The following is a 19,352-nucleotide window of genomic DNA, read 5'->3' on the forward strand; positions in this document are numbered from 1 at the left end:
TGAGGCTCGAAGGTGGGGTTCATGAGCGACTACCACAACGCGTTCGAGATGAGTCCCGTGCCCGCTCCCGGCCCCGACGCGGTTCCGCCGGAGCCGTTCCGCGGCATCTACGGAATGCCCGCGTTCGTGACGATCCCCACGAGCGACCTGGCGGCGTCGGTGGACTTCTGGACCCGTGGGCTCGGGTTCTTCGAACTGTTCGGCATCCCCGGCAGGCTCGTGCACCTGCGCCGGTGGGCGTTCCAGGACGTGCTCCTCGTCCGGGCGGAGAGCGTTCCGGAGCGGCCGCCGGCGATGAGCTTCAGCTTCGCGGGCGTGCTCAGCCAGGTCGATGCCCTCGTCGAGGCCTGCCGTGCGGTGCGCCCGGACTCGGTCGAGGGGCCGCGGGACACTCCCTGGAACACCCGCGACGTGGAAGTGATCACCCCGGAGAACGCACGGGTGGTCTTCACCGCGGCGAAGCCCTTCGATCCGGCCAGTCAGGAGGCGCGGAACCTTGCAGCCGTCGGCATCACCCCACCGGACGACGGTCGCGGCGACAATGAGGGGCATGCCTGACGCCACGGACACCGACGGCCTGACCGTCGGCCAGGTCTCGACGCGCCTGGACGTGACCGTCCGCGCGCTGCACCACTGGGACGAGATCGGGCTGGCACGGCCGTCGCTGCGCACGGCTGCCGGATACCGGCTCTACACCGCCGGTGATCTGGAACGCCTGCACCGCATCGTCGTCTACCGGGAGCTCGGCCTCGGCCTGGACCGGATCCGGGCCGTCCTGGACGACCCGGCCATGGACCTGCCCGGCGCGTTGCGCGCGCAGCGCGCCCAGGTCGCCGAGCGGATCGACCGCCTCCAGCGGCTCGGCACCGGTCTCGACCGGATGATCGACGCCCACGAGCGCGGCCTGCTGCTGACCGTCGAGCAGCAGGCCGCGATCTTCGGCCCCCGCTGGAACCCCGACTGGCCCGCCCAGGCCCGTCGGCGCTACGGGGACACGACGCAGTGGCGGCAGTACGCCGAGCGCGCGGCCGCTCGCGGTCCCGAGGAGTGGCAGGCCGTCGCCGACGCCGTGGCCGGCCTCGACCGCGCCCTCGGGGAGGCGATGGACGCCGGCGTCGCCCCCGGCAGCCCCGAGGCGAACCGGCTCGTCGAGCGGCACCGCGAGGTCTTCGCCTCGTACTTCCCCCTCACCCGGCAGATGCAGGTCTGTCTCGGCCGCATGTACGAGGCCGATCCGGGGTTCGCCGCCCACTACGACGGAATCCGCCCCGGCCTCGCCGCGTGGTTCCGCCGCGTCGTCGACGCCGGCGCCCGCGCCCACGGCATCGACCCCGACACCGCGACCTGGCAGTAGGGCGCGGAGGGCGACGGGTGCGGCGGCGCTGCGACGACGCCCCCGGGAGACGAGCCGTTCGTCCGACCGGACGATGAGCTGCCGATGACGCCGTTGGCGTGACGTTTCGGCGCGGGCGCAACCGCTCCTCCCGCGTCCGGTCTCCTGTCCTGCGGAACCGACACCCCTCGGTGAGGAGACCGACATGACCGCGACCGCTTTCGAGCACGGCCCGAAGCACGCCTTCGCCGACCCCCGCGCCGTCGAGGACGGCGGGCGCTCCGTCCGGTGGCCCCCGGCGGAGGGACAGTCGGAGGGCGACTACCTGCTGGCCCCGCCGAACCCGGCCGAGCGCATCGGCACCGGCATCGACCCGCGCGACCGCCGCCGGCTGGAGCTGCACGCCGCCCTGACCGCCGCCGGCATCCCGCCCCGGCCCGAGGACCGCGAGGCCATCGAGAGCCTGAGCGCCCTGTCCGGCAGCATCAACAGCACCGTCCGGCGCTGGCTGCACCACACCCTCTGAGGCGGCGGGCTGCGGATGGTCGTTCGGTTCCCTCCCCGGTCGTCGCGGGTCGGTTCCCGGACTCCCGGCGGAAGGGGCGCGGATCGTCGGACGTGGGACCGAGTTACGGGGTACTCCGGGGAGGCGGCACGGGGACGGCGTCACTCCCCCGGGAGTGACGCCGGGAGCTACGCCCGGTCGACCATCCAGGTGCCGTCCTCCTCGTCGTCGACCCGCACCTCCAGTTCGCGGACGCTCATGCCCGCCTCCCACAGCTCCCGGAAGCGCTTCATCCGGTCCTGGACGTGGTCCCGGCGCGCGATGAGCCGGGTCCTGACGTTGACGTCGCGCAGGTCCTGTTCGATCTCGAAGGAGACCTCCTCGTCGTAGACGATGAAGTCGTCGGTGGTGCCGCGCTGGAGGTGCGGCGGCAGTTCGGGCAGTACGGCCACCCGGACCTCGATGTGCAGCGCCTGCTGCTCGTCGCACAGCCGCAGCAGCCGGTCGTCGAGTTCGCGCGCGCTCGCCAGCAGGAACAGCCGCCGTACCGGCACCCCGTGTTCCTCGATCGCCTCCCGCTGGGCGTCGAGGTAGCGGCTGGCGGGTTCGCTGTTCCAGAACTCGCGGTCGACGGAGGTGCTGATGGCGTCGACGGAGCGCTCGGCGGCGTGGGTGAGGGTGAGCATCCAGTCGTGGTTCTCGCCGTGGCACTCCACGCTCATGCTGGTCAGCGCCGCCATGTGCCCGAGCACCCGCTGCATCTCCAGGCGGACGAACGTGTAGAGGATGGACGGTCCGGGCGAGAGGGCCTCGGCGAACCGCTTGGCCAGTTCCGGTACGCCTTCGGTGCGGACGCGGTCCAGCGGCGGGTAGGACTCGGGGGACGGGGCCTGCTGGGCGAGGCGGTTCTCGACGAGTTGCCGGAGGTCCTCGGTGTGCCGGGCCAGGCCGGTCCGCAGGTGGTCGTCGTGCCGTTCCAGGGCGGCCCGCAGGTCGTCGTCGTGCCGCTCCAGCCCGTCCCGTACGGTGGCGGCGGTCTCGGCGAGGACGCTGCGGGTCCGCAGGGCCTGTTCGTCGGGTTCCCGGCCCCGGGCGAGGAGGAGGGGGACGGCCACCGTGGCGGCGGCGCAGAGCGCGGCGGCGGCGAGCTGCCGGAGCGCCCCGGTCTCCGGGCTCAGCAGGGCGGCGACGCCCCAGACGACGAGGCCGACGGTGAGGCCGGTCAGGAGTCCGCGCGTCCACTCGGCCCGGCCGGGCGACCGCGTCCAAAGGCGTGCGGGCGGGACGTCCGGGGCGCCGGACGGCCGGGTCGGGCCGGGGATCGCCGGGGCGCCCTCGCCTCCGGGCGCGCCCCCCGCGCCGGGCGGGGGCGACGTCTCCTCGGGCTGGGGTGACTGTGCCGTGCTCATCTCGCTTCTCCCCCCGTTGGGATGCGCGTCGGATCGGGGTGCGGGGATGTGCGTCGGAGTGGTGCGGGCCGGGCCCGCGGTCAGGGGGTCACTTCGGCCTCCCGGTGGGGCGGAGGGATCGCGTGCAGGGCGAGCTGGTCCCGGATGCGCTGCACCAGGGTCCGCCACTGCCGGGTGAAGCCGGGGCGGTCCTCCAGCGCCTCCCAGAGGGGGGCGAGTCCGTGCGCGACGCGGGCCCGTGGCATCCACAGGTGCAGCAGGTGGTCGACGGCGGGCCGCAGTGCCGTGACGACGGCGGGGCGGTCCTCGCCGGACCGGGGGCGCAGCCGGGCGGGCGGTTCCGCGGCGCCCAGCCGGATGCCGTCCAGGATGCGGACGACGGTGGTGAGCAGCCAGTCGTGCAGGGCGAGGTCGTCGCAGAGCCCGGCGATCTCGCCGCTGGCCGTGCCCGGGGGGACGCGGAGCCGCACGGTGCGCAGTTCGTCCTCGGCGAGGGTGAACCGCTCGATCGACGGCCCTTCGTCGCGTTCGGCGGGCAGGGCCACCCAGCGCAGCCGGGTGGGGCGGGACTTCAGGGGCGGGCGCTGGTCGAGCAGGGGGTGGCGCAGCAGGCGGGTGAGGAGTCCGTCGGCGATCAGTCCGACGTCGAGTTCGCCGTGCCGCCCGCCGTTCAGCAGGCCCTGGGCGACCGCCTCGTGGGGCAGCTTCCCGAACGGCTCGACCGTGCCGGGCCGGACGAGGTAGTGGCCCCAGGGGCGTCGGTGGTCGGGGCCGGCGGCGGGGACGCGGAAGTGGGCGGAGCTCTGCAGGACGCGCCCCTCGGTGAGCGAGGCCCGGGCGGCGACGGTGCCGACGGCGCGGATCCTGGCGCCGTCGGCGCTGGGCAGGGGGCAGTCGACGCCGGTGAGGGTGTCCGGGGAGCGGCCGTAGACGTTGGGGCGTTCGGAGAGCAGGACGCGTTCGTCGGCGCGCAGTCCGAGGAGCTGGGCGGCGGAGCGGCTGTCGAGGGCCTGCAGGGCGGGCAGCAGGCAGGTGCGGACCTCGCCGCAGGCGAGCACGACGGGTGGCGGCGTCCCCTCCGGCGCCATGTCACTGCCCCGCGTAGAAGACGTAGGAGACGCGGTCGGTCACCGAGTCGGGGACGGCCGCGTGCTCGCGGGCGGAGCGCTCGGCGGCCTGGGCCAGTGCTCCGGGGTCGACCTCGATCTGGTCGAGGATCACGCGGACGGCGTGTTCGACGGGCAAGAACCGGCTGGGGATCACCGAGCAGGTCCGGTAGGCGGCGAACGGGTCCGCCCGGGGGTTGAGCCGGAGCAGCGGGGGCAGTTCGTCCCAGTCGTCGGGGAAGGCGGTCCCGGTGTGCGGCTGGGGTACGAGGACGGCCTCGCCCTCGTTGCGCAGCAGTCCGAGGCGGGCGAGCTGCCACACCGCGGCGAGGAAGGGACAGGACCAGGTGCGGTGTCCGTCGGGGCCGTCGTCCCAGAGTTCGACGTCGAGGAAGACGGAGTGGCGGCGGGCGGCGGTCTCCTTCGGCGGCTGCCAGGCGGTGGCCGGTTTCATGGCCTGCGGGGCGCGCGCGACGGGGCTGCGCTCGCCGTTGGCCAGCCAGCCGGTCTGCGCGGCCGGCGGGCGCAGCCCGTAGCTGCCGGGCGGTGGCTCCTCGACGATGCGTCCGGCCACGGCCTCGGCGACCGGCACCTTGCCGGCGACGGCGCAGCCGGACTCGCGGGCCAGGTAGTCGACGACCAGCCCGGCCCGGTCGGCCTCCTCCAGCAGCATGGGGACGACGTCGGCCGGGGCGGAGAAGCGGGTGAAGTAGTCGTCGATCAGGAAGCAGGTGCTGATCCGAGGACGCTTGCCGCCGGTCGTGGCGGCGGCGGTGGCGCGGGCCGCCTCCGCCCAGGGGCGCACCCGCTCGAAGTGCCGCCTCAGGTGTGCGGGGCCGGCCTCGAAGTCCTCCATGTAGAGGTGGCCGAGCTCCAGGGAGAGATGGGAGAAGGGCACCGCCTGGGTGCGTGGTTCGGCGGCCGTCTCGCGGAACACCGCTTCCGTCATGGCCGCCCCCAGCAGTCGTCGTCGGTGAGACGTCGCGCGATCTCCTCCAGCGCCTCCAGCGTCTCCTTGTTGGCGATCTGCGTGGAGAGGACGTCCTCTTCGGTGATGAGCTGTTCGCGCCACTGCAGGATGGGTTCCAGGGGGACGACGCCGAGCACCACGCTGTCGCCGATGCGGTGTTCCGCGGCGAGCCGGCGCAGCGCCTCGTCGCAGGACTGCATCCAGGCGGCCTGGGCGGGCGTGCCCTGGGACCACAGCGGGGAGTCCGGATCGGGCACGGCGGCCCGGACGAAGCGGACGGCGCCCCGCAGCGCCTCCTCGTCGTGGCCGCGTTCGACGCCGCCCCTGATGATGCCGTGGTCCTTGTGGACGAGTCCGGCGGCGGCGATCACGTGCTGCCGGGTCCAGCGGTGGAAGACCAGCCAGCGGAAGGGGACGTAGCGCATCCGGGGGTGGGCGGTCGCGGCGAGGACCATGTCGACGGCGTAGCTGCGGCCGGCGCTGAGGTCGACGACGATCAGGTCGAACTCGCCGTGCAGCCGCAGCAGGAGGTCGACGCAGCGTTCCAGGGCGTCCTCGCCGGTGGCGAACTCGCCGCCGCCGGCGTCGCCGGGGAGCAGCACCAGGCGGCCCGCCTGGTTGGGCCTGGCGCGCAGCTGGGGGTGCTCGGTCTGCCGCCAGACGTCGATCCTGGCCGGTTCGGTGACGGCGCCCTCCAGGTAGGAGTGCAGGCCGCGTTCCTCGGTGCCGCGCATCGCGCCGGGCACGTCGAAGACGGCGGCGGCGGTGGGCGAGCCGAAGTCGAAGTCGACGTAGGCCACGTGGTCGCCGGTGAGGGCGCGCTGGTAGGCCAGGTTGGCGCTGGTCACCGAGCGGCCGGTGCCCCCCTTGTCGGAGGCGGCGAAGACGAGCACGGCTCACACCTCCTGCGCGGCGGCGCCCCGGGCCTGGGCCAGGGTGTCCAGTTCCCGGAGCACGGGCAGGGCCAGGGCGAACGCGGTCGCGGGCCGGTCGTCGACCAGGCTGCGGGCGTGGTCCAGGCGGCTTTCTATGCTCCGCATGGCCCGGCCCCGGCTTCCGTCGGCGCTGGTGGAGGCCTCCAGCTGCTCCCTGCCGAAGAGGTGGGTGGCCTCGCTGAGCAGGTCCCGGGCCAGCTCGGCCAGTTCGGGGCTGCGGATGGGCTGTTGTTCGTAGAGGTTGCGGGCGGCGACCAGGCACTCGGTGACGCGTTCGGTGATGCTCCAGGAGAGGCGCCGGCTGACGCGCGCCTCGGGGTAGACGGCGCGGGCGTGGTCCCAGAGGCCGGCTCCCTCGCCGTCCTCGATGCGCCGGCTCCACAGGTGCTCGAACGCCTGCTCGCCCAGGCGGAGCAGCCGGTCCTGGGCGTTGATGTTCCGGGAGAGTTCCGCGAGCTGGATGATCCGCTTGAGCAGCTGGGCCGAGAAGTCGGTCATCCGCCACTGCAGCGGGGAGCCGGACCGCTCGGAGCCGGCGAGCGGCATGGTGACGCCCGGGTTGTGCAGCTCGATGGCGGGGTCGTTCCTGGTCATGCGGCTGGTGACGCGACCGCGGTCGGCCAGGCGCTCCATGATGGCGACGGTGCGGGTGAGGTCGTCGTCGGTGGCCTTCCGGCGGACCAGGTCGTGGACGAGGATGGCCGCGACGGTCAGGGAGAAGTACTCCGACTCCAGCCGCAGTCCGGTGGTCTGCCAGGGCAGGTCCTCCAGGGGCCAGCGCTCGCTGCCGAACCGGGCGATGGCCGACCAGTACTGCTGGCTGAGCTCCCAGCGCAGGCGTAACGCCTCGGCGAGTTTCTGCTGGTCGGCGTCGAGCAGTCCCAGGGTGAGGGTGCGGTCGGAGAACAGGTCCTGGATGCCGTCCAGGGCGATGACGGTGAAGTACACGTAGGGCAGCCGGTCGGCGATGCCGTCGGGCTGGCCGGGGACCTGAACGTCCAGGTCGGTGATGGTCGGCGCGTCCTTGACCACGCCCCAGGCCCAGCCGCACTCGAAGAGCTGGCTCTCGTCGCGGATGCTCTCGTCGACCTGGATGCCGCGGCTGAGGCTCTCGATGATCGTGGCGCGCAGCGGGCGGAACCGGCGGGAGAACTGCTGGAGGACGGCCCGGTCGGACTGTCTGTCCTGGCCGATGACCTGGATGAGCCGCTTGCCCTGTTCGGACTCGGCGTCGAAGACGTTGACGGTGAAGGAGCGCAGGAGGCTGATCATCGCGGCGGTCAGCCGGGTGTTCGTGGCCTCCCTCAGCTCGCCGATGGCCTTGCGCACCTCGGGGCGGGTGGTGCTGGGCTCGTAGACCTTGAGGAATCCGAGCGTGGCGAGGCAGAGCGTGACGGACATGGAGTAGGAGTCGACCACGCCCAGCTGGTACTGCTCGTGGGTGAGTTTCTGCTGGGGTTCGGCCGGCCTGAAGTAGTGGCCGCCGGAGAAGGTGGGGCTGTCGTCGGGCCCGGTGTGGCTGCGCATGAACTGGGAGAGCGCGGCGATCAGGTTGGGCGGGATCTCCAGCCGGCTGCCGACCCCCTCCAGCGCGCGCAGCACGTCCCGTTCGGTGGTGTCCGGCTGGTCGAGACGGAACGCGGGGACCTCGGTGGCGGGGTAGAGCAGGCAGAGCAGCCGCTCGGCGTCGGCGACGCTGCTCAGCCCGTCGGTGTCCTCCCGGACGAGCTTTCCGTCGTCGAACGAATGGCGGGCCATGGCCCGCCAGATGTCCAGCATGTGCTGCCGCGGCTTGATCTGCATCCCCGCACCCCTCGCACAGATCTCGTTGCCCTGTGTTCAGACATGGTCCCCGTTCCTACGGGACGGCAATCGCCGAATTCCGCCGCCCCAGGGCGAGAATCATCCCCTCGTGACCCGGCCTCACCATGTGGTCCATGTCATGGATTTCCAGCTCGGCGGTGAAGGGTTCCAGGCTCTCCCGGATCCGGTCCGCGTTGACCCGGCAGGCGGGGTACCTGTGCGCGCCGACCTGGTATCCGAGCGATTCCTTCATGAACGCGGCGGCGAAGGGCGCGCCCTCGTTCAGCGCGTCCATGAAGCATTCCACTCCCCGCCGGAACTCGTCGGGGCACTCGGACATCGAGTCGGCGACGAAGAACATCGTGCCGATGTCCCAGCGCCGCTGCCCGTCGAGGTCCAGCAGGTTGGCGCGTTCCACCCGGACGATCTCGCCGAACCGGCTCCGCGGCTCGACGTCCCGGTAGGTGGGGGCCTCGCTCAGTACGTCCCAGAAGGCGTCCCACGCGGTGTCGTATCCCCCGCCGGACACCTGTTTCTCCAGATATCCGACATTCGGAGTCGCGTATTCCAGAAGGAGGATCTTTTCGCACCAGGGCAGCATGGACAGGGCCGGATAGAGATTCGCGCCGGCGCCGACGTCCACCCCGCGGACCGAGGACGGAACACCCCGTTCGTAGCAGCGGCTGAAATAGTCGCGCATGAGTCGCACGATCAGCAGGTCGACCTCGAGCGGGGTGCGGTAATTGAGGTCGACGTACACCTCCGGATCGAACTGCGACCATGGCGCGTCGGCGTTGCGATCCATCATCACCCTGCCAAGTTCCATTCGGTGTCGGACGAGACCGTGGGCCCGGCGCACGAGTCCCCCGTGGACGTCGACGGACGAAGAAGCGGCTCCGGTGTTCGCACGGTAAGCCCGGTCGGCACGCCGAGACAGCCAGGAACACGCCAGTCCTCCGCGACCGGGCGCACGTCAGGCGCACGCCAGCACAGTCCTGTCACACCTCAAATCGCCCTTGTGCAGGGCGAGTTGGGCGCTCACTCTGGCCAGAGGCAGCCACCGGCCGCCACCGGGGTCCACATTCCCCCCTTCGGGTGAACGGCGGCCACGGCTGCCGTGTTGACGTCTCACGTCCCGACTGGGGGTGGCATGACCGCCGAACCGCTTGAGCGCGCCCTGGACCACGAGGAGCGCCTCACCCGGCCGACACCTCTGCCGGAATCACGGCCCCCGCTGCTGCGGACGGCACAGGAGTCCGACCTGCCCGAACTGCAGCGGCTCGACGAGGAGGTCTTCCAGGAGGTCGCCTACCCGGCGTTCCTGCTGCGCCAGCTCTACGACCTGTACGCCGGTCACGCCGGGCATCTGCTCGTCCTCGACGACGGCGACGGGAGGCTGCGCGGCTACGTGCTGGCGGCCACCACGGCGATCAGCCGGGACAGCTGGATCCTCGGTCTGTGCGTGGCCGAGGACCGGCGCCGGCACGGGCTGGGCCGGGAGCTGATGGCGGAGGTCCTGGCGCGCCTGCGCCGCTGTGGGACCGAGCGGGTCCGGCTGACCGTGGAACCCGCCAACGACGCCGCGATCCTGCTCTACCGTTCCCTGGGTTTCCGCCCCGAGCCGCCCGACGGGGGACTGCGCCGGGACTACTTCGGCCCGGGTGAGGACCGCGAGGTGATGTGCCTCGTGCTGTGACGCGCCCCGGGCGGTCCCGGAGCGGCCGGGACGCCGCCGCATCAGGACGGCGTGCGTGCCGCCGCCAGCAGGCGGGTCACGTCGTCCGAGCAGATGGTGAGGGCCGCGCCCACGGTGGCCAGGGCGTCGCGCTCGGCGGGGGTGTAGGGGCCGTCGGCGAGGGCGATGCGCGCGCCCTGCAGGAGGATCGACTCACGGCCCTGCGCGGCGAGGTGCGGGGCCAGCGGGTCCAGCGCCTCGTGCAGCTCGATCGCCAGGCCCGCCGTGCAGGGCTCGCCGGTGAAGCGGCCGGTGTCCGCCTCCAGCGCCTCGACGAGCGCGGCCAGCTGCTCCTGGGTGCAGTCGTCGAAGCCTGCGGCGCGCACCCCGGCCGCGGCCGTCTCCAGGGAGGCGCGGGAGCAGGTGCCGCCGGCGGCCAGCACGGCGAGGGCGACGGTGTGGACGGCGTCGCGGAGCATCGCGGAGAAGCGGGTGGTGGTGGGGTGGTCCAGGACGTCGGTGCCGAAGTGGCGGCGGCAGGCCGCGCACTCGACGACCGGCCCGGTCCCGCCGCGCGGCAGCACGGGCACGCCGAGCAGGGCGAAGCGACGGTGTCCGGTCAGCCGCTGGTAGTTGCGGTCGCCGCCGCAGCCGGGGCAGAAGAACTCCCCGTCGCCGACGGCCGTCCACGCGGTGCGGGTGCCCAGCAGGCGCGACAGCCTGGCGGCAGCGGAACGGCCGTTGGGTCCCCGTCCTGGCAGCACGTCGCACCTCCATCAACGCCACGGCATCATCGCCGCCGCTTGCGTGATGTTAGCCACATCCATGAGGCGGAGTCAGTACCCGGGACGAGACCTTTCCGTGACCCGCACATGAAGATGGCCGGTATGTGACGGGGCCCCGCCCGCCGTTCTCCGGCGAGCGGGGCCCCGAACCGCCGATTCGGCTGGTCAGCGCGTTGCGCGGTTGACGGCCGAGACGACCGCCTTCAGCGAGGCCCGCGTGGTGTTCGCGTCGATTCCGATGCCCCACAGCACCTTGTCGCCGATCGCGCACTCGATGTAGGAGGCGGCCTGCGCGGAGGCGCCCTCGCTCATCGTGTGCTCCTGGTAGTCCAGCAGCCGCACGTCGACGCCCACGGCGCCCAGCGCGTCGAAGAACGCCGAGATCGGGCCGTTGCCGGAGCCGGTCAGGGTGGTGCGCTCGCCGTCGACCGTGGCCTCGACGGTGAGGGTGTCCACGCCGTCGCGGTCGGTGGTGGTCTGGCCATTGGCGACCTGGATGCGGCCCCAGGGGTTCTCCGGGTTGGGCAGGTACTCGTCCTGGAAGACGTCCCAGATCGCGGTCGGCGTGATCTCGCCGCCCTCGGCGTCCGTCTTCGCCTGGATGATCTTCGAGAACTCGATCTGCATCCGGCGCGGCAGGTCCAGCTTGTGGTCGTTCTTCAGGACGTACGCGATGCCGCCCTTGCCGGACTGCGAGTTGACGCGGATGACGGCCTCGTAGGAGCGGCCGACGTCCTTGGGGTCGATGGGCAGGTACGGAACCGCCCACTCGATGTCGTCGACGGTGACGCCCCTGGTCTTCGCGTCGGCCTCCATGGCGTCGAAGCCCTTCTTGATGGCGTCCTGGTGGGAGCCGGAGAAGGACGTGTAGACCAGGTCGCCCACGTACGGGTGGCGCGGGTGGACCTCCATCTGGTTGCAGTACTCCCACGTGCGACGGATCTCGTCGATGTCGGAGAAGTCGATCTGCGGGTCGACGCCCTGGGAGAACAGGTTCATGCCCAGGGTGACCAGGTCGACGTTGCCGGTGCGCTCGCCCTGCCCGAACAGGCAGCCCTCGACGCGGTCGGCGCCGGCCATCAGCGCCAGCTCGGCCGCCGCCACCGCCGTACCGCGGTCGTTGTGCGGGTGGACCGACAGGCAGACGTACTCGCGGCGGGACAGGTTGCGGTGCATCCACTCGAAGCGGTCGGCGTGCGTGGAGGGCGTGGAGCGCTCGACGGTGGCGGGCAGGTTGAGGATGATCTCGCGGCCCGGACCGGGCTGGTAGGTGTCCATCACCGCCTCGCAGACCTCCAGCGCGAAGTCCAGCTCCGTGTCGGTGAAGATCTCGGGGCTGTACTGGTAGCCGAAGTCGGTCGCGTCGCCCAGCAGCTTCTCGGCGTACTCCATGACCAGCCGGGTGCCGTCGACGGCGATCTGCTTGATGTCGTCCCTGGAGCCGCGGAAGACCACGCGGCGGAAGACGGGAGCGGTGGCGTTGTACAGGTGGACGGTGGCGCGCCTGGCGCCCTTCAGGGACTCCACGGTCCGCTCGATCAGGTCCTCGCGGGCCTGGGTCAGTACGGAGATGGTGACGTCGTCCGGGATGGCGTCCGGGTCCTCGATGATCGAGCGGACGAAGTCGAAGTCGGTCTGGCCGGAGGCCGGGAAGCCGACCTCGATCTCCTTGTAGCCCATCGTGACCAGCAGGTCGAACATGGCGCGCTTGCGGGCGGGCGACATGGGGTCGATCAGGGCCTGGTTGCCGTCGCGCAGGTCGGTGGAGAGCCACCGGGGGGCGGTGGTGATCCGCTTGTCCGGCCAGGTGCGGTCGGGGATGTCGACCTGCTCGTAGCGGCCGTACTTGTGGATCGGCATGGTGCTGGGCTGCTGGCGGTTCGCCATGATGCGGGGGCTCCTCGGTGTGTCCTGATGGACGGCCGACGGCGCAGCGCCGAACTCCGCGGGGAGGGGGTCGGCCTCTACTGCGGACCCTCACCGCGGCAGCTAAGGAGAAGCAGCCCGAAACGCATGATGCGGAGCATGCTAGCCGAGCTCTCCCGGACGCGGGCCGCATGTATCAGTATGCGGGACCGCGGCATTCGAAAGGGGCACGGGGAACTGCGCAATGAGTCACAAACCGCCTGAGCCGATAACACACAGCCACCTCCACGGCGGCAGATTACCGACATTTCATCCAATCAATGTCGCTCCTGGTGACAACGCGGCAACGCGGTGCGATCGTGCCGGACATGACCGAGAACGGGGGCTTCGAGCCCGTCTTCTGCACCATCGTCCCGCCGCACGTCCTCGACCGGCTCGCGCAGGCCGAGGACCCCGTGCTCCACGGCCCCGCCCGCCGGACCCTCCGGCGCGACGCCTACGAGCGCACCCAGCGCCGCCTGACCACGGTCGTCGGCGCGCCGGCCGTCGCCACGCCCGCCGAGGCCGAGCCCGGCAAGCCGCGGCGCACCGTGTACGACGCCCGGCACCGCACCGACCTGCCGGGGACGAAGGTGCGCGGCGAGGGCGACGCGCCCGGCCAGGACGCCACCGTCAACCGCGCCTACGCCGGTCTCGGCGCCACGTTCGAGCTGTTCCTGAAGGCGTACTCCCGCGACTCGATCGACGGCCACGGGCTGCCGATGGACGCGACCGTGCACTACGACGAGGACTACAACAACGCCTTCTGGAACGGCGAGCAGATGGTCTTCGGCGACGGGGACGGGGAGATCTTCCTCGACTTCACCATCCCCATCGACGTCATCGGCCACGAACTCGCCCACGGCGTCACGCAGTACACCGCGAACCTGGACTACTTCGGCCAGTCCGGCGCGCTCAACGAGTCGGTGTCGGACGTCTTCGGCGCGCTCATCAAGCAGTACACGCTCGGCCAGACCGCCGAGGAGGCCGACTGGCTGATCGGGGCCGGGCTGCTCGCCCCGCGCGTCACGGGCAAGGCGCTGCGCTCCATGAAGGAGCCGGGCACGGCGTACGACGACGACGTCCTCGGCAAGGACCCGCAGCCCGCGACGATGGACGACTACGTCCATACCGGCCGCGACAACGGCGGCGTGCACATCAACTCGGGCATCCCGAACCACGCCTTCTACCTCGCGGCCACCGCCCTCGGCGGGCACGCCTGGGAGCGGGCGGGGCAGGTCTGGTACGACGTGCTGACCGGCGGGGAGCTGGAGCAGGACGCGCGGTTCAGGGACTTCGCGACGCTGACGGTGAAGGCGGCGCGCGCCCGGTACGGGGAGGGCGAGGAGCTGCGGGCGGTGTCGAAGGCCTGGGAGCGGGTGGGAGTGCGGACTCCGTAGTTCCGTACTAGACAGGGACCCATGCGTATTCAGGTGCGGCGCACGGGCGGGTTCGCGGGAATCGAGCGGCAGGCCGAGGTGGACACCTCGGGCCGTGCCGACGCCCACGAGTGGCACGCCCTGGCCGAGCGGGTGCTGGCCGCCGGCCGGGGCACACCGCCGGCCGGGGTGCCGGACGGCTTCGGCTACCGGATCACGGTGGACGGCAGGTCGGTGTACTGCGCAGACCCCCGGCTGACGGAGGAACAGCGGGAGCTGATCAGGAGGGTGTTGAAGGAGGGTGCGTAACCGGCTTGCCCCGCAAGGGCGTTGACTTCGCCCGCAGGCGGTGCGGATGATCCGGGCCATGGCGACGACGAACCCGATCCCCCGTTTCCCGGCCGGTTTCCTGTGGGGCGTGTCGACCTCGGCGCACCAGATCGAGGGGGCGGCGGACGCGCGCGAGCCGTCCGTGTGGGACGTGTTCACGGACGAACCGGGGCGGGTGCGGGACGGCTCGACGGCGGCGGTGGCCTGCGACCACGTCCACCGCCACCGCGAGGACGTGGCGCTGCTGGCCGGCCTGGGCGTGGACGCGTACCGCTTCTCGGTCTCCTGGCCGAGGGTGCGGTCGCGGGGCGGACTGGACTTCTACGACCGGCTGGTCGACGAGCTGTGCGCGGCGGGCGTACGACCGGTGCCGACGCTGTTCCACTGGGACCTGCCGGCGGATCTCGACTGGCTGGAGCGGGACACGGCGCAGCGGTTCGCGGAGTACGTGTCGGAGGTCGCCGGGCGGCTCGGCGACCGGGTGACGAAGTGGATCACCCTCAACGAGCCCGCCGAGCACACCCTGCTGGGGCACGCGCTGGGCGTGCACGCTCCCGGCCTGAAGCTGTTGTTCGACGCGCTCCCGGTGGCCCATCACCAACTGCTCGCGCACGGGCTCGCGCTGCGGGCGCTGCGGGCGGCGGGGGCGGACGACATCGGCATCGCGAACTCGCACGCGCCCACCTGGCCGGCCTCCGAGGACGAGGCGGACGTGGCGGCGGCCGGCTTCCACGACGCCCTGCTGAACGGGATGTTCGCCGACCCGCTGCTGCTCGGCCGCTACCCGGACGGCATCGGCGAGCTGATGCCGGGCGACGTCGAGGCGGACCTGAAGGTCATCGCGGAGCCGCTGGACTGGTACGGGATCAACTACTACGCGCCGACGAGCGTGGGCGCGCCGCAGGGCACGGAGATCGACTTCGGCGGTGTCCGGATGCCGGCCGACCTCCCCTTCTCGGTGCGGGAGATCGAGGGCCGTCCGGTGACGGACTTCGGCTGGCCGGTGGTCCCGGAGGCCCTGACGGAGGTCCTCACCGCCTTCCGCGCCCGGTACGGCGACCGCCTCCCGCCGGTGGTCGTCACCGAGAACGGCTGCGCGTACGAAGGGCTGGACGACCGGGACCGCATCGCCTACCTCGACGGCCACGTCCGCGCGCTGCACCGGGCGGTGGAGGCGGGCGTGGACGTGCGCGGCTACTTCGTGTGGTCGCTGATGGACAACTTCGAGTGGGCGGAGGGCTACGCCCGCCGCTTCGGGCTGGTCCACGTCGACTTCGAGACGCTGGAACGGACCCCGAAGGCGTCGTACGGCTGGTTCAGGGAGCTGCTGCGCGAGCAGCACTCCTCGTGACAGAAGCCCAGGCGCCGCAACTGCTTCGGATCCCGCTGCCAGTCCTTGGCGACCTTCACATGCAGGTCCAGACCGCACCGACATGCGGCTGCCGCCGCGCGGCGGGCGTTCCGAACGGCGCCTCGATCCGCTCACGGGACCTGACGCCGGTGCCCGCCCCCGTCAGAAGCCCAGGCGCCGCAACTGCTTCGGATCCCGCTGCCAGTCCTTGGCGACCTTCACATGCAGGTCCAGGAACACGGGTGTGCCGAGCAGCGCCTCGATCTGCTTGCGGGACTTGATGCCGACGTCCTTCAGGCGCTTGCCCTTGGGACCGATGACGATGCCCTTCTGGCTGGGGCGCTCGATGAAGAGGTTGGCGTGGATGTCGAGGAGGGGCTTGTCGGCGGGACGGTCCTCGCGCGGGAGCATCTCCTCGACGACCACGGCGATGGAGTGCGGGAGCTCGTCGCGGACGCCCTCCAGGGCGGCCTCGCGGATCAGTTCCGCGACCATGACCTGCTCGGGTTCGTCGGTGAGGTCGCCCTCGGGGTAGAGGGCGGGTCCCTCCGGCATCAGCGGGATCAGCAGGTCGGCCAACAGGTCGACCTGCTTGTTCGCGGTCGCCGAGACCGGGATGATCTCGGCCCAGGTGATGCCCAGCTCCCGGCCGAGCTGGTCGACGGCGATCAGCTGCTCGGCCAGCGCCTTGCCGTCCACCAGGTCGGTCTTGGTGACGATCGCGATCTTCGGGGTCTTCTTGATCCCGGCCAGTTCCTTGGCGATGAAGCGGTCGCCGGGGCCGATCTTCTGGTCGGCGGGGATGCAGAAGCCGATCGCGTCGACCTCGGCCCAGGTGGTGCGGACCACGTCGTTCAGCCGCTCGCCGAGCAGGGTGCGCGGCTTGTGCAGTCCGGGGGTGTCCACGAGGATCAGCTGCGCGTCCTCGCGGTGCACGATCCCGCGCACGGTGTGCCGGGTGGTCTGCGGCCGGTTCGAGGTGATCGCCACCTTCTGCCCGACCAGAGCGTTCGTGAGGGTGGACTTGCCCGCGTTGGGACGGCCCACGAAGCAGGCGAAGCCGGCCCGGTGGACGACGTCGGCCGGCTGTTCGGATGACTGGGTACGAACACTCATGACGCTCATTCTCCCTGATTCGCGACCCCCGTCGCACCAGCGGTGGCCCCGGGCCCGCACGGTGCGCGCCCGGGCCGGACGCCGTCGCGTGCCACCGGGTCCCGGCCGCCCCGTGACGGGGCGGCCGGGACCCGGTGGGAGCGTCGTCGTGCCGGCCTCAGCCCAAGGCCTTGACCGTGTTCCGGTCCACGCTAGTGGGTCAGCCCGCCGCGAGCGTCTGCCGCAGCGTCCCGTCCGCGGCGGCCACCAGCACCGGGGTTCCGGCCCCGCCGAGGTCCCGTACCGCCGCGAGGTCCGACGCCGAGGCCGACTCCGCCTCGGTCACCACGGCCGCCGCCTCCAGCGACGTCGCGCCGGACGCCACGGCCATCGCCACCGCCGTCTGCAGGGCGCTGAGCTTCAGGGAGTCCAGGGCCACGGTCCCGGCGGCGTACGTCCGCCCGGTCTCGTCGCGTACGGCGGCCCCCTCGGACACACCGTTGCGGGCCCGGACGGAGCGGGCCAGGGTGACGATCTTGCGGTCCTCGGGGTCGAGGGCGGTGGTGTCGGTCATGATCCGAGCATAAGGGGCCGTTCCCCCGGTCTCAGGGGCGGTCGAGGCGGAGGCGGTCCGCTCGCGGCAGACCGGCCACGACCAGGTCGTACGAGTCCTCCACCAGCTCCCGGACCAAGTGGTCCGGGAGGGCGCCGTCCGCCGTCACCGTGTTCCAGTGGCGCTTGTTCATGTGCCAGCCGGGGGCGATCAGGTCCGGGTGTTCGGCGCGGAGCCGGACCGCCTCCTCCGGGTCGCACTTGAGGTTGACCTTGAGGGGCCGCGCGTCCAGGTCCGTCAGGGCGAAGAGCTTGCCCCGGACCTTGAAGACCGAGGTCTCCGGGTTGAAGGGGAACTCCTCCACCGCCGCGTTGAAGGACAGGCACAGGGCGCGCAGCTCCTGCGGGGTCACTCCGGCTTCTCCTCCTCGTCGGCGGGCGGGCCGGCCGGGGCCGCCGGCTCCACCAGCACCGTCACGATCTTGTTCCGGCGTCCGGCCGCCGCCTCGGCCGTGAGCCGCAGCTCGCGGGCGTCGGGGAGCGCGACCACGGACGAGGCGCCCGCGATCGGCACCCGGCCGAGGTGCTTGGCGAGCAGCCCGCCGACGGTCTCCACGTCCTCGTCGTCGAACTCCTCCAGGCCGTACAGCTCGCCCAGGTCGCCGATGTCGAGGCGGGCGGTGACCCGGTAGCGGTCCTCGCCCAGCTCCTCCACCGGCGGCAGTTCGCGGTCGTACTCGTCGGTGATCTCGCCGACGATCTCCTCGAGGATGTCCTCGATGGTGACGATGCCCGCGGTGCCGCCGTACTCGTCGACGGCGACGGCGACGTGGTTGCGCTGCTTCTGCATCTCGCGCAGCAGGTCGCCCGCGTTCTTGGTGTCCGGCACGAAGAACGCCGGGCGCATCGCCGTGGCCACCAGTTCGCTCTCGGCGTCCCGGCTGATGTGCGTCTTGCGGGCCAGGTCCTTGAGGTAGACGATCCCGACGATGTCGTCCTCGCTCTCGCCGGTCACCGGAATGCGGGAGAACCCGGAGCGCAGGGCGAGGGTGAGGGCCTGGCGGATGGTCTTGTACCGCTCGATCACCACCAGGTCGGTGCGCGGCACCATGACCTCGCGCACGAGGGTGTCGCCGAGCTCGAAGACCGAGTGCAGCATGCGGCGCTCCTCGTCCTCGATCAGCGACTCCTTCTCCGCGAGGTCGACCATCGCGCGCAGCTCCGCCTCGGAGGCGAAGGGTCCGCGCCGGAAGCCCTTGCCGGGGGTGAGCGCGTTGCCGATGAGGATGAGGAGCGACGGGACCGGTCCCATGACCCGTGCGAGCGGCACCAGGACGTACGCGGCGGCCGTGGCGGTGTTCAGCGGGTGCTGGCGGCCGATGGTGCGCGGGGAGACCCCGACGGCGACGTACGACACCAGGACCATGATCGCGATGGCGATCAGCAGCGACTCGGCCGTCTCGTCGAACTCGCGCAGACAGCCGTAGGTGATCAGGGAGGCGGCGGCCATCTCGCAGGCGACGCGCACCAGCAGCGCCACGTTGAGGTAGCGGGTGGGATCGCCGGCGATCTGCGCGAGCCTGGCGCTGCCCCGGCGGCCGGAGCGCACGGCCTCCTCGGCGCGGAAGCTGGAGACGCGCGCTATGCCGGCCTCCGCGCAGGCGGCCAGCCAGGCGACGACGACCAGGGCGATCGCGCCGAGCACGAGGGTCGGACTCATGAGACGGTCGGGGCCGGGGAGGGGCCGGTGAGGCCCTTCTCCGCGCGCCAGCCGTCCACGATGGCGGCCTGCAGGCCGAACATCTCGGCCTTCTCGTCCGGTTCCTCGTGGTCGTAGCCCAGCAGGTGCAGCACACCGTGGACGGTGAGCAGCTGGAGCTCCTCGTCCATGGTGTGCCGCGTCGGCGCTTCCTCGCCCTGCTTGGCGGCGACCTCGGGGCAGAGCACGATGTCGCCGAGCAGTCCCTGCGGGGGCTCGTCGTCGTCCTTGGACGGGGGCCGCAGCTCGTCCATCGGGAACGACATGACGTCCGTCGGCCCGGGCAGGTCCATCCACTGGATGTGCAGCTGCTCCATGGCTTCGGCGTCCACGACGATCACCGAGAGTTCGGAGAGCGGGTGGATGCGCATCCGCGCGAGCGCGTAGCGGGCGATGTCGAGGATCGCCTGCTCGTCGACCTCGGTTCCGGACTCGTTGTTGACGTCGATCGACATCTGGT

General features: G+C 71.9%; 20 protein-coding genes. 7 read left to right on the forward strand and 13 right to left on the reverse strand.

Going from position 1 to position 19,352, the window contains the following annotated elements; all coding sequences use genetic code 11:
- Positions 1–21 precede the first annotated feature (21 nt).
- From ACZ8ZB_RS11230 to ACZ8ZB_RS11240, 3 genes are all read left to right on the forward strand, one after another.
- On the forward strand, positions 22–558 hold the full coding sequence (locus ACZ8ZB_RS11230; protein ID WP_470737569.1) for a VOC family protein: 537 nt from the start codon (positions 22–24) through the stop codon (positions 556–558).
- On the forward strand, positions 551–1,354 hold the full coding sequence (locus ACZ8ZB_RS11235; RefSeq protein ID WP_470737570.1) for a MerR family transcriptional regulator: 804 nt from the start codon (positions 551–553) through the stop codon (positions 1,352–1,354). The genes ACZ8ZB_RS11230 and ACZ8ZB_RS11235 overlap by 8 nt, the downstream gene beginning before the upstream one ends.
- 184 nt (positions 1,355–1,538) lie before the next feature.
- Complete coding sequence (locus ACZ8ZB_RS11240) at positions 1,539–1,859, forward strand: hypothetical protein (protein WP_470737571.1); 321 nt, start codon at positions 1,539–1,541, stop codon at positions 1,857–1,859.
- 167 nt (positions 1,860–2,026) lie between these two features.
- On the opposite strand, the gene ACZ8ZB_RS11245 is transcribed toward ACZ8ZB_RS11240, so the two are convergent.
- The 6 genes from ACZ8ZB_RS11245 to ACZ8ZB_RS11270 all read right to left on the reverse strand — a co-directional run bounded on the left by ACZ8ZB_RS11245 (position 2,027) and on the right by ACZ8ZB_RS11270 (position 8,869).
- The gene (locus ACZ8ZB_RS11245) at positions 2,027–3,247 is read right to left on the reverse strand and encodes a hypothetical protein (RefSeq protein WP_470737572.1); all 1,221 of its coding nucleotides are present in this window, start codon (positions 3,245–3,247) and stop codon (positions 2,027–2,029) included.
- 80 nt (positions 3,248–3,327) lie between these two features.
- On the reverse strand, positions 3,328–4,335 hold the full coding sequence (locus ACZ8ZB_RS11250; RefSeq protein WP_470737573.1) for an SCO2521 family protein: 1,008 nt from the start codon (positions 4,333–4,335) through the stop codon (positions 3,328–3,330).
- A 1-nt stretch (position 4,336) separates the two neighbouring features.
- Entirely contained in the window at positions 4,337–5,302 is a 966-nt protein-coding gene (locus ACZ8ZB_RS11255) for an SCO2522 family protein (RefSeq protein WP_470737574.1), read from the reverse strand.
- The gene (locus ACZ8ZB_RS11260; protein ID WP_470737575.1) at positions 5,299–6,216 is read right to left on the reverse strand and encodes an SCO2523 family variant P-loop protein; all 918 of its coding nucleotides are present in this window, start codon (positions 6,214–6,216) and stop codon (positions 5,299–5,301) included. Before ACZ8ZB_RS11260 ends, ACZ8ZB_RS11255 begins: the two co-directional genes overlap by 4 nt.
- Positions 6,217–6,219: 3 nt before the next feature.
- A complete protein-coding gene (locus ACZ8ZB_RS11265) occupies positions 6,220–8,061 on the reverse strand; it encodes an SCO2524 family protein (protein ID WP_470737576.1) in 1,842 nt (613 codons plus the stop codon).
- Positions 8,062–8,116: 55 nt separating this feature from the next.
- Positions 8,117–8,869, reverse strand: coding sequence for an SCO2525 family SAM-dependent methyltransferase (locus ACZ8ZB_RS11270; RefSeq protein ID WP_470741461.1), 753 nt, complete (start codon positions 8,867–8,869; stop codon positions 8,117–8,119).
- A gap of 342 nt (positions 8,870–9,211) precedes the next feature.
- Between ACZ8ZB_RS11270 and ACZ8ZB_RS11275 the strand changes: the two genes are divergently transcribed.
- Complete coding sequence (locus ACZ8ZB_RS11275) at positions 9,212–9,757, forward strand: GNAT family N-acetyltransferase (RefSeq protein WP_470737577.1); 546 nt, start codon at positions 9,212–9,214, stop codon at positions 9,755–9,757.
- Between the two features lie 41 nt (positions 9,758–9,798).
- Here the strand turns inward: ACZ8ZB_RS11275 and ACZ8ZB_RS11280 are convergent, their stop codons facing one another.
- Both ACZ8ZB_RS11280 and leuA read right to left on the reverse strand, forming a co-directional pair.
- Positions 9,799–10,500 carry a TerB family tellurite resistance protein gene (locus ACZ8ZB_RS11280; RefSeq protein ID WP_470737578.1) on the reverse strand — a complete coding sequence of 234 codons (702 nt, stop codon included), beginning with the start codon at positions 10,498–10,500 and terminating at the stop codon, positions 9,799–9,801.
- Positions 10,501–10,686: 186 nt separating this feature from the next.
- On the reverse strand, positions 10,687–12,408 hold the full coding sequence (gene leuA, locus ACZ8ZB_RS11285) for a 2-isopropylmalate synthase (RefSeq protein ID WP_470737579.1): 1,722 nt from the start codon (positions 12,406–12,408) through the stop codon (positions 10,687–10,689).
- Between the two features lie 347 nt (positions 12,409–12,755).
- Between leuA and ACZ8ZB_RS11290 the strand changes: the two genes are divergently transcribed.
- From ACZ8ZB_RS11290 to ACZ8ZB_RS11300, 3 genes are read left to right on the forward strand one after another with little or no spacing between them, the layout of a single operon-like run.
- On the forward strand, positions 12,756–13,826 hold the full coding sequence (locus tag ACZ8ZB_RS11290; RefSeq protein ID WP_470737580.1) for a M4 family metallopeptidase: 1,071 nt from the start codon (positions 12,756–12,758) through the stop codon (positions 13,824–13,826).
- Positions 13,827–13,847: 21 nt separating this feature from the next.
- On the forward strand, positions 13,848–14,114 hold the full coding sequence (locus ACZ8ZB_RS11295) for a protealysin inhibitor emfourin (RefSeq protein WP_351997547.1): 267 nt from the start codon (positions 13,848–13,850) through the stop codon (positions 14,112–14,114).
- Between the two features lie 58 nt (positions 14,115–14,172).
- On the forward strand, positions 14,173–15,486 hold the full coding sequence (locus ACZ8ZB_RS11300; RefSeq protein WP_470737581.1) for a GH1 family beta-glucosidase: 1,314 nt from the start codon (positions 14,173–14,175) through the stop codon (positions 15,484–15,486).
- A 162-nt stretch (positions 15,487–15,648) separates the two neighbouring features.
- Here the strand turns inward: ACZ8ZB_RS11300 and era are convergent, their stop codons facing one another.
- The 5 genes from era to ybeY form a co-directional block, all read right to left on the reverse strand.
- Positions 15,649–16,602, reverse strand: coding sequence for a GTPase Era (era, locus tag ACZ8ZB_RS11305; protein WP_470737582.1), 954 nt, complete (start codon positions 16,600–16,602; stop codon positions 15,649–15,651).
- A gap of 199 nt (positions 16,603–16,801) precedes the next feature.
- Positions 16,802–17,155 carry a cytidine deaminase gene (locus ACZ8ZB_RS11310; protein WP_470737583.1) on the reverse strand — a complete coding sequence of 118 codons (354 nt, stop codon included), beginning with the start codon at positions 17,153–17,155 and terminating at the stop codon, positions 16,802–16,804.
- Positions 17,156–17,186: 31 nt separating this feature from the next.
- Positions 17,187–17,546, reverse strand: coding sequence for an MmcQ/YjbR family DNA-binding protein (locus tag ACZ8ZB_RS11315; RefSeq protein WP_470737584.1), 360 nt, complete (start codon positions 17,544–17,546; stop codon positions 17,187–17,189).
- Positions 17,543–18,853, reverse strand: coding sequence for a hemolysin family protein (locus ACZ8ZB_RS11320; protein ID WP_470737585.1), 1,311 nt, complete (start codon positions 18,851–18,853; stop codon positions 17,543–17,545). The genes ACZ8ZB_RS11315 and ACZ8ZB_RS11320 overlap by 4 nt, the downstream gene beginning before the upstream one ends.
- Entirely contained in the window at positions 18,850–19,347 is a 498-nt protein-coding gene (gene ybeY / locus ACZ8ZB_RS11325; protein ID WP_470737586.1) for an rRNA maturation RNase YbeY, read from the reverse strand. Before ybeY ends, ACZ8ZB_RS11320 begins: the two co-directional genes overlap by 4 nt.
- Positions 19,348–19,352: the final 5 nt, after the last annotated feature.

It is taken from the genome of Streptomyces sp. 12E (genome assembly GCF_055633275.1).